Source organism: uncultured Roseovarius sp., assembly GCF_913054395.1.
GTDB lineage: Bacteria > Pseudomonadota > Alphaproteobacteria > Rhodobacterales > Rhodobacteraceae > Roseovarius.
Map to the genome: position 1 here is coordinate 1 of NZ_CAJXIP010000138.1, position 8,499 is coordinate 8,499.

Genomic DNA, 8,499 nt, shown 5'->3' on the forward strand with positions numbered 1-8,499 from the left:
CACCGGCGGCAATGCGCTTAAATTCTATAGTTCCGTGCGACTTGATATTCGCCGGATCGGCGCACTCAAGGATCGCGATGAAATCATTGGCAATGCGACCCGCGTCAAGGTCGTCAAAAACAAGGTTGCCCCTCCGTTCAAGCAGGTTGAATTCGACATCATGTATGGCGAAGGCATCAGCAAGATGGGCGAACTTCTGGATCTTGGGGTCAAGGCCGGTGTGGTCGAGAAATCCGGCAGCTGGTTTAGCTATGGGGATGAACGCATCGGGCAGGGGCGTGAGAATGCCAAGACTTTCCTGCGCGAAAACAGCAAGATGGCCCTTGAGATTGAGGATAAGATCCGGGCCTCGCACGGGCTTGATTTCGATATGTCGGGGCAGGTTGAGGATGCCGATGACGGCGATATTCTCGAGGGATAAGCGCGGCTTGCCTGACAAATTTGGGCCCGGCCATAGTGCCGGGCCTTTTCTTGCGGTGGACATGGCAGGGCGGCGCGGCTAAATCATCGGGACGCAGGCCACATCAACGCCCGGAAAGAGACGCCCCCATGCCCACGCTGAATGAAATCCGTTCGACTTTTCTGAACTTTTTCGAGCGCAACGACCATCGCATCGTTGACAGCTCGCCGCTTGTGCCGCGCAACGATCCGACGTTGATGTTCACCAATTCCGGGATGGTGCAGTTCAAGAACTGTTTCACCGGGGTCGAGCATCGCGATTATTCCCGAGCCACCACCAGCCAGAAATGTGTGCGCGCGGGCGGTAAGCACAATGACCTCGACAATGTCGGTTATACGGCGCGCCATCACACATTCTTTGAAATGCTCGGTAATTTCAGTTTTGGCGATTACTTCAAGGAACAGGCGATCCCTTATGCCTGGGATCTGCTGACCAAGGATTTTGGCATCGACAAGTCGAAGCTTCTGGTGACGGTCTATCATACGGATGACGAGGCGGCGTCGATCTGGAAGAAATACGCAGGCCTGAGCGATGATCGCATTATCCGCATCGCGACGGATGATAATTTCTGGTCGATGGGGGCCACCGGACCTTGTGGTCCCTGCACCGAAATCTTTTATGACCATGGCCCCGATATCTGGGGTGGCCCTCCGGGAAGCCCGGAAGAGGATGGCGATCGCTTCATCGAAATCTGGAACCTCGTTTTCATGCAGAACGAGCGATTCGAGGATGGCACGCAGCGCGATCTTGACATGCAGTCGATCGACACCGGCATGGGCCTTGAACGGATTGGCGCGCTGTTGCAGGGCAAGCACGACAATTACGACACCGACCTGATGCGCAACCTGATCGAGGCGAGCGCCAATATCACAAGCCAGGACCCTGACGGGCCGGGCAATGTGCATCACCGGGTGATCGCCGATCACCTGCGTTCGACCTCTTTCCTGATGGCCGACGGCGTGATGCCAAGCAACGAGGGGCGTGGGTATGTCCTGCGCCGGATCATGCGCCGCGCCATGCGGCATGCGCATCTTCTGGGGGCAAAGGACCCGGTGATGCATCGCCTTGTTCCCGCGCTTGTGGCGCAGATGGGTCAGGCCTATCCGGAGTTGGGTCGCGCGCAATCCATGATCGAAGAGACACTGCGGCTCGAAGAAACCCGCTTTAAACAGACGCTTGACCGGGGGCTCCGGCTTTTGGATGACGAGCTTGGCGATCTGCCCGAGGGTGTGGCCCTGCCGGGAGAGACAGCGTTCAAGCTATATGACACTTTCGGTTTTCCGCTTGATCTGACGCAGGATGCGCTGCGCGAAAAGGGCCGTTCGGTTGATATCGAGGGTTTTGACGCCGCCATGGCCGAGCAAAAGGCCAAGGCCCGCGCGGCCTGGTCCGGGTCTGGCGAGGCTGCCGATGCCGCGATCTGGTTTGACATTGCCGAAGACAGGGGCACGACCGATTTCCTGGGCTATGACACCGAGGTGGCCGAGGGGCAGATCACCGCGCTTGTGACCTCGGGCGCCGAGGTCGACGGTGCCAAGACGGGCGAAGCGGTGCAAATCGTGCTGAACCAGACGCCGTTTTATGCCGAATCCGGTGGTCAGGTGGGCGATCAGGGCGTTCTCAAGACCGAGACCGGTGCCGCGCGCGTAACCGACACCAAAAAGGTGGCGGGCGTATTCATCCATTTCGCCGAAGTGACCGAGGGCGAGATCAACCGCGCTCAGGCTGCGCAACTTATCGTCGATCATGCCCGCCGCAGCGCCATCCGCGCCAACCATTCGGCGACGCATTTGCTTCACGAGGCGCTGCGCGAAGCGCTTGGCGATCATGTGGCACAGCGCGGTTCGCTGAACGCTGAAGATCGGCTTCGGTTTGATTTCAGCCATGCCAAGCCGCTGAGCGCGGCAGAGTTGAGCAAGGTCGAGGCCGACGTAAACGCCTATATCCGTCAGAACAGCCCCGTTGAAACCCGGATCATGACACCGGATGATGCGCGCGGCCTTGGCGCACAGGCGCTGTTTGGTGAAAAATACGGCGATGAGGTTCGGGTCGTGTCGATGGGGATCGAAGCCGGTTCTGGTCGCGGGCCCGATGGGCAAACCTATTCGATCGAGCTTTGCGGCGGCACCCATGTGCGCCAGACCGGTGACATCGGCGTATTCGTTGCGCTTGGCGACAGTGCCTCAAGTGCCGGCGTGCGCCGGATCGAGGCGCTGACCGGGGCGGCGGCGTTTGACTATCTCAGCGGGCAAGCCGCGCGTCTGGCCAGCGTGGCGCAAGACCTCAAGGCGCGTCCCGACGAGGTTGTGGATCGCGTCAAGGCTCTCATGGACGAGCGCCGCGCGCTTGGTAACGAGGTGGCGCAATTGCGCCGCGAGCTGGCGATGGCCGGGGGGGCCGGTCAGGGGAACGGGCCCGAGGTGCGCGACGTCAACGGCGTGCAATTCATCGCGCAGGTTCTTTCGGGCGTGCAGGGCAAGGATCTGCCGCCGCTGATCGACGAGCACAAGGCGCGCCTTGGTTCGGGGGCGGTCTTGCTGATGGCCGATACCGGTGGCAAGGTGGCCGTGGCCGCAGGGGTGACCGATGACCTGACGGGCCGCGTGTCGGCTGTGGATCTCGTGCGTGCCGCAGTGGCCGAACTGGGCGGCAAGGGCGGCGGCGGTCGCCCGGATATGGCCCAGGGCGGTGGTAGCGACATCCGTCAGTCCGAGGCCGCGATCAAGGCGGCAGAGGGGGCCTTTTCGGCCTGAGGAGGAACGGATGAGCGCCTATATTATTGCACGGATCAATGTGACCGACGCCGAGGATTACCAAAGCTATGCCAGCCAGACGGTTGCCCTGGCCGAGAAATTCGGCGGCAGGTTTCTGGCTAAGGGCGGCCCTCAGACCCAGTTGGAGGGCAATAGCCCCGACCGGCATGTGATCATCGAGTTCCCTGATCGCGAGACCGCCCTGAACTGGTATAATTCCGATGCCTATCGCCAGATTCTTCCCATTGCGATCAGCAGCAGCGAGCGCGACATTGTCGTCGTCGACGGCGTTTAACTTTCAGGAGACCCCGATATGCCAGCCCTTTGGATTGCCCATGTGACCGTGACCGACGATGAGGCCTATGGCAAATACGCCAAGCTGGCCGGGCCTGCGATTGCCAAACATGGCGGCGCTTTCATCGCGCGCGGCGGGCGGTTTGTGCAGCTTGAGGGAAAAGAGCGGCCGCGCAATGTCGTGGCGCGGTTTCCGTCTGTCGAGGCGGCCGAGACCTGTTATCACAGCCCCGAGTATCAAGAGGCGCTGAACCATGCACGCGGCGCGTCCGAGCGCGAGCTGCTGATTGTCGAAATCACCGAGTAACGCCGCTTAAGGGGGATCGGTCGCAGCTTGGGCAGAGCGCCGATCCGTCTTGGCCTGCGGGCGGTTCATGATCGGGCCTCAGGGCATGTCGCGTCCATTTGGTATGTCACGCGACATGCTCTAAGAGGTCTCAGGCCTTTTTCGAATTACGCTTGCGCTCGATCGGGTCTAGGAAGCGCTTGCGCAGACGAATGGCGTTGGGGGTCACCTCGACCAGTTCGTCATCGTCGATATAGGCGATCGCCTGTTCAAGGGTCATGGTCACAGGCGTGGTCAGGCGCACGGCCTCGTCGGTGCCGGAGGCCCGCACGTTGGTCAGCTTTTTGCCCTTGAGCGGATTCACTTCGAGATCGTTCTCGCGGCTATGCTCGCCGATGATCATACCGGTATAAAGTTTGGTCTGTGCGCCGATGAACATCTTGCCGCGCTCTTCCAGGTTCCATAGGGCATAGGCCACCGAATCGCCGGTTTCCATCGAGATAAGCACACCCGAGCGACGACCGGGGATTGCGCCGCGATGCGGGGTCCAGCTATGGAAAACGCGGTTCAGAACGCCGGTGCCGCGGGTGTCGGTCAGGAATTCACCATGATAGCCGATCAGGCCACGTGACGGCACAAGCGCGATGATCCGGGTTTTGCCCGCACCGGCGGGTTTCATCTCGGTCAGTTCGCCTTTGCGGGGGCCGGTCAGTTTTTCAATGACGGCGCCGGAATATTCGTCGTCGACGTCGATCGTGACCTCTTCGAGCGGCTCAAGGCGTTCGCCGTTTTCGCCGGTTCGCAAAAGAACCTGCGGGCGCGAAATACTAAGTTCGAAACCTTCGCGGCGCATGTTTTCGATCAGGACGCCCATCTGAAGCTCGCCGCGACCTGCAACCTCGAAGGCCTCGCCGCCGGGGGTGTCGGTGACGCGGATCGCCACGTTCGATTCAGCCTCTTTCATGAGGCGTTCGCGGATCACGCGGCTTTGCACCTTTTTGCCGTCACGACCGGCAAGGGGGCTGTCGTTGATGCCGAAGGTCACGGTGATGGTGGGCGGATCTATCGGCTGGGCTTCGAGCGGTTCTTCTACCGCGAGGGCACAGATCGTATCGGCCACGGTGGCCTTGGACATGCCGGCAAGGCTTACGATGTCGCCGGCAAGTGCTTCGTCGATGTCCTGGCTTGCGAGGCCGCGGAAGGCCTGAATGCGGGTGACGCGGAACTGTTCGATCTTCTGGCCGATACGGCTCAGGGCCTGCACGGTTGCGCCGACCTTGAGGCGCCCCGATTCGACACGCCCGGTCAGCAGGCGACCAACAAAGGGGTCCGCCCCAAGGGTGGTGGCCAGCATGCGGAAATCTTCGTTCTGATGGGCGATCTGCTTGGGGGCAGGGACGTGGTTCACGATCAGTTCGAACAGAGCGGTCAGATCCTTGCGCGGTCCGTTCAGCTCGTGATCGGCCCAGCCGGAGCGGCCCGAGGCATACATATGCGGGAAATCCAGCTGATCGTCGTTGGCGTCGAGGCTGGCGAAAAGGTCGAAACATTCGTTCAGCGCGCGGTCGGGCTCGGCGTCGGTCTTGTCGACCTTGTTGAGCACGACAATCGGACGCAGCCCGAGGCGCAGCGCCTTGGAGGTCACGAATTTGGTTTGCGGCATCGGGCCTTCGGCGGCATCGACCAGTAGGACAACGCCGTCAACCATGCTCAGGATTCGCTCCACCTCGCCACCGAAATCGGCGTGGCCGGGGGTGTCGACGATGTTGATCCGGGTGTTTTTCCAAACCACGCTGGTGGGTTTGGCAAAAATTGTAATGCCGCGTTCACGCTCCAGGTCGTTGCTGTCCATGGCGCGTTCGTCGACGGCCTGATTGGCCCGGAAAGCCCCGGATTGTTTCAGCAATTCGTCGACCAGCGTGGTTTTGCCGTGGTCAACGTGGGCGATGATTGCGATATTGCGCATGTCCATAAGGGCGGTGTCCTGATATTGTTCGCCTGCGCCCTATACGCCGCAGCGCGGAAAGACCAGAGGCAAAGCGCTTTATGGGCGCCTTCATGCTGCTGGCCTGTGACGCTTTTGAAACAGGGCGGGTGGGGCGAAACGTATCATGGTTGGTCCGGGCGTGCAAAGAGCGGCCCCACTGCCCAGTTTGAACCGGGCAAGGCCGGGCGTGTGGTCGGTGTCGATCAGGCCAAGGTCAAGCCGGGTAACCCCGCGCTCCGCGAGCCAGGCCTGCGCCTGCCAGAGCAGAAGATTATGCGCCGAGGTCTTTCGCCCGATCTCATTGGTCCAGCCGATATGATAGGTTGCGGTAACGCCGTGGTGCAGGATCAGCATCTGCGCCGCCAGCGCGCCGTTCTTATGCGCGCTCCAGAGCCGGGCGGAGCCGGGATTTTGCGCGGCGTATTTCAGGGTAAAGCCAACTGGCAGGGCGCGATAGCGGCGCTTGCGGCGTTGCGCGGTCTCGCGGGCGAGGAAATCGGCATCGCGGGTCGGATCGAATTCACGCTGTCTGACAACAAGGTCCGCGCTTTGGGCATGACGCAAGCGGTTGCGCCATTTGCCATGCTGCGCGGCCATCCGCGTGGTGGCGGGTGGCGACAGATCAAGCCGGGCCACGGGAGTCGGCGTGATCATGCTGTGGAACCCATGTGCGGTAAAATCACCTGCGGCGACCTCGGTTTCGGCATTTCCAAGCCAGACAGCCCCGCCGCTTAGAATCCGGGTCAGATTGGACAGGAAGGCGTCGCGGTGCTGCGCCGCAAGCCCCGGTTTCCAGATCGGTCCGAGCGGAAGCCAATTGAGCGTCAGGGGGCCGATGCGGCGCCGCACGATGAGGGCCTGCGCCAGCATCCCGGCATCCGAATGCCCGGCCACCACCATGACGCGCGTGCCCATGGCCGCAAGTGCGCGGGCATATTGCGGTGTTTGTTGCAGGGCGGCAGGCGCAGGCGGGGGGACGCCGTGATCGCTGAGATTTATCTTCATCCCCAAGGGTAAACGCAGAACCTGCTAAGCCTGGGTTAAAGCGGCCGGAAAAAGGCCACAGCCCCGTAGGCCGTGGCCTTTTCAATGAAAAACCTGTCGGTTCAGAACGGGATTTCGTCATCCATGTCGCGCGAGGGGCGGCTTGGGGCCGATCCGCCGCCGCCACTGCTGGCGCCGCCATAATCACCGCCGTAATCGCCACCATAGCCGCCGCTGTCCTGACCGCCGCCGTAACCGCCGCCACCACTGCCGCCGCCTTCGCCGCGGCCATCCAGCATCACCAGAGTGGCATCAAAGCCCTGAAGCACGATCTCGGTGCTGTATTTGTCCTGGCCGGACTGGTCCTGCCATTTGCGGGTCTGAAGCTTGCCCTCGATATAAACCTTGGAGCCTTTGCGCAGATATTGTTCCGCCACCCGCACAAGGCCTTCGGAAAAGATCGCGACCGAATGCCATTCGGTGCGCTCGCGGCGTTCGCCGGTGTTGCGGTCTTTCCAGGTTTCAGAGGTCGCGATGCGCAGGTTGCAGACCTTGCCGCCGTTCTGAAACGTGCGGACCTCGGGGTCGCGACCCAGATTGCCGATGAGAATTACCTTGTTTACAGAGCCGGCCATCGTGCCCTCCTTGAATCATGCTGCGGTTTGGCGTTCTGCTGGTTACACCACCGGATGGGCGTGAAGGAAAGGTAAAAATCACCCTCAAATTCGCTGAAATCGGCCGATCGGGACAGAAATTGGAAAAGGAGGCTCGATATTCGGGCTGAACTCCTTATAATCCGGCGAGTTGCTGAACTGGGGGCATAATGGCGATCCGAGTTATCGCGAGCGGACTTCTGGCCGTTGGGCTGGCTTTGCCGGGCATTGCCGGGGCAGAGGTGCTGTCGAGCAAGAGCCGCGGAACGCTTTTCAAATCGCAGACCAACGTTTTGGACAACCGGGCGCGTCAGCAATACAACAGCTCTGTCCGACTTCAGCCACAGCGCGTGAACACACCCACCATGTGGGGCGATACGGCGGTGCCGCATTTCAACGGCGCCTATCGCGGGCCTTATATTGACATGGCCAAACAGGCGGCCCGGCGCCACGGTGTGCCTGTGGATCTGTTTCTGCGGCTGGTGCAACAGGAATCCGGCTGGAAGGCAAAAGCGCGCTCGCACAAGGGCGCAATCGGATTGGCCCAGCTTATGCCTCAGACAGCGCGCAAGCTCGGGGTGAACCCGCATGACCCGCGTCAGAACCTTGAGGGCGGCGCGCGCTATCTTGCCACGCAATACAAGACCTTCGGATCATGGCGCCTGGCGCTTGCGGCCTATAATGCGGGGCCGGGGGCGGTCAAGAAATACGGCGGCGTGCCCCCGTATAAGGAAACCCGCAATTACGTGCGCGTGATCTGGGGCAGCTAAGGCAGGACCTGCTCAGGCGGCAAAACCGATCTTGTAGAGATGGATTTCGTTGGCCGGGTGCTTTTGCGCATTCACCAGACGCCCGTTGTGGTGATTGAAAAGCGCCCGCCAATAGGGCTGAATGATCACGCCCTCTTCGCGCAGGATGGTTTCCAGCCGGGCCATGACCGCGCGGCGTGCGTCTGCATCGGCCAGGGTGTTGGCGCGATCCAGAAGGGCGTCGAATTCGGCATTGGCAAAGCCGGTCTCGTTCCAGGCTGCGCCCGAGCGATAGGCAAGGGACATCACCTGAACATCAAGCGGGCGGTGGTT

7 protein-coding genes and 2 pseudogenes are annotated in these 8,499 nt (G+C 61.3%); 5 read left to right on the plus strand and 4 right to left on the minus strand.

Going from position 1 to position 8,499, the window contains the following annotated elements; translation table 11 throughout:
* The 4 genes and pseudogenes from QZ522_RS15490 to QZ522_RS15505 form a co-directional block, all read left to right on the plus strand.
* Positions 1 to 421 (plus strand): annotated as a pseudogene (locus QZ522_RS15490) (DNA recombination/repair protein RecA); the annotation flags it as partial.
* Between the two features lie 128 nt (positions 422 to 549).
* Positions 550 to 3,213, plus strand: coding sequence for an alanine--tRNA ligase (alaS, locus tag QZ522_RS15495; protein ID WP_294613562.1), 2,664 nt, complete (start codon positions 550 to 552; stop codon positions 3,211 to 3,213).
* Between the two features lie 10 nt (positions 3,214 to 3,223).
* A complete protein-coding gene (locus QZ522_RS15500; RefSeq protein ID WP_294613565.1) occupies positions 3,224 to 3,508 on the plus strand; it encodes a DUF1330 domain-containing protein in 285 nt (94 codons plus the stop codon).
* Positions 3,509 to 3,526: 18 nt separating this feature from the next.
* Complete coding sequence (locus tag QZ522_RS15505; RefSeq protein WP_294613568.1) at positions 3,527 to 3,814, plus strand: DUF1330 domain-containing protein; 288 nt, start codon at positions 3,527 to 3,529, stop codon at positions 3,812 to 3,814.
* 130 nt (positions 3,815 to 3,944) lie between these two features.
* Here the strand turns inward: QZ522_RS15505 and typA are convergent, their stop codons facing one another.
* From typA to QZ522_RS15520, 3 genes are all read right to left on the minus strand, one after another.
* Complete coding sequence (typA, locus tag QZ522_RS15510) at positions 3,945 to 5,765, minus strand: translational GTPase TypA (RefSeq protein WP_294613571.1); 1,821 nt, start codon at positions 5,763 to 5,765, stop codon at positions 3,945 to 3,947.
* 84 nt (positions 5,766 to 5,849) lie between these two features.
* A complete protein-coding gene (locus tag QZ522_RS15515) occupies positions 5,850 to 6,785 on the minus strand; it encodes a GNAT family N-acetyltransferase (protein WP_294613574.1) in 936 nt (311 codons plus the stop codon).
* 101 nt (positions 6,786 to 6,886) lie between these two features.
* The gene (locus tag QZ522_RS15520; protein ID WP_294613577.1) at positions 6,887 to 7,399 is read right to left on the minus strand and encodes a single-stranded DNA-binding protein; all 513 of its coding nucleotides are present in this window, start codon (positions 7,397 to 7,399) and stop codon (positions 6,887 to 6,889) included.
* Between the two features lie 188 nt (positions 7,400 to 7,587).
* Between QZ522_RS15520 and QZ522_RS15525 the strand changes: the two genes are divergently transcribed.
* Positions 7,588 to 8,187: a lytic transglycosylase domain-containing protein gene (locus tag QZ522_RS15525; RefSeq protein WP_294613580.1), complete on the plus strand. Its 600-nt coding sequence runs from the start codon at positions 7,588 to 7,590 to the stop codon at positions 8,185 to 8,187.
* A gap of 12 nt (positions 8,188 to 8,199) precedes the next feature.
* Here the strand turns inward: QZ522_RS15525 and QZ522_RS15530 are convergent.
* Positions 8,200 to 8,499: pseudogene (locus QZ522_RS15530) on the minus strand (diguanylate cyclase); the annotation flags it as partial.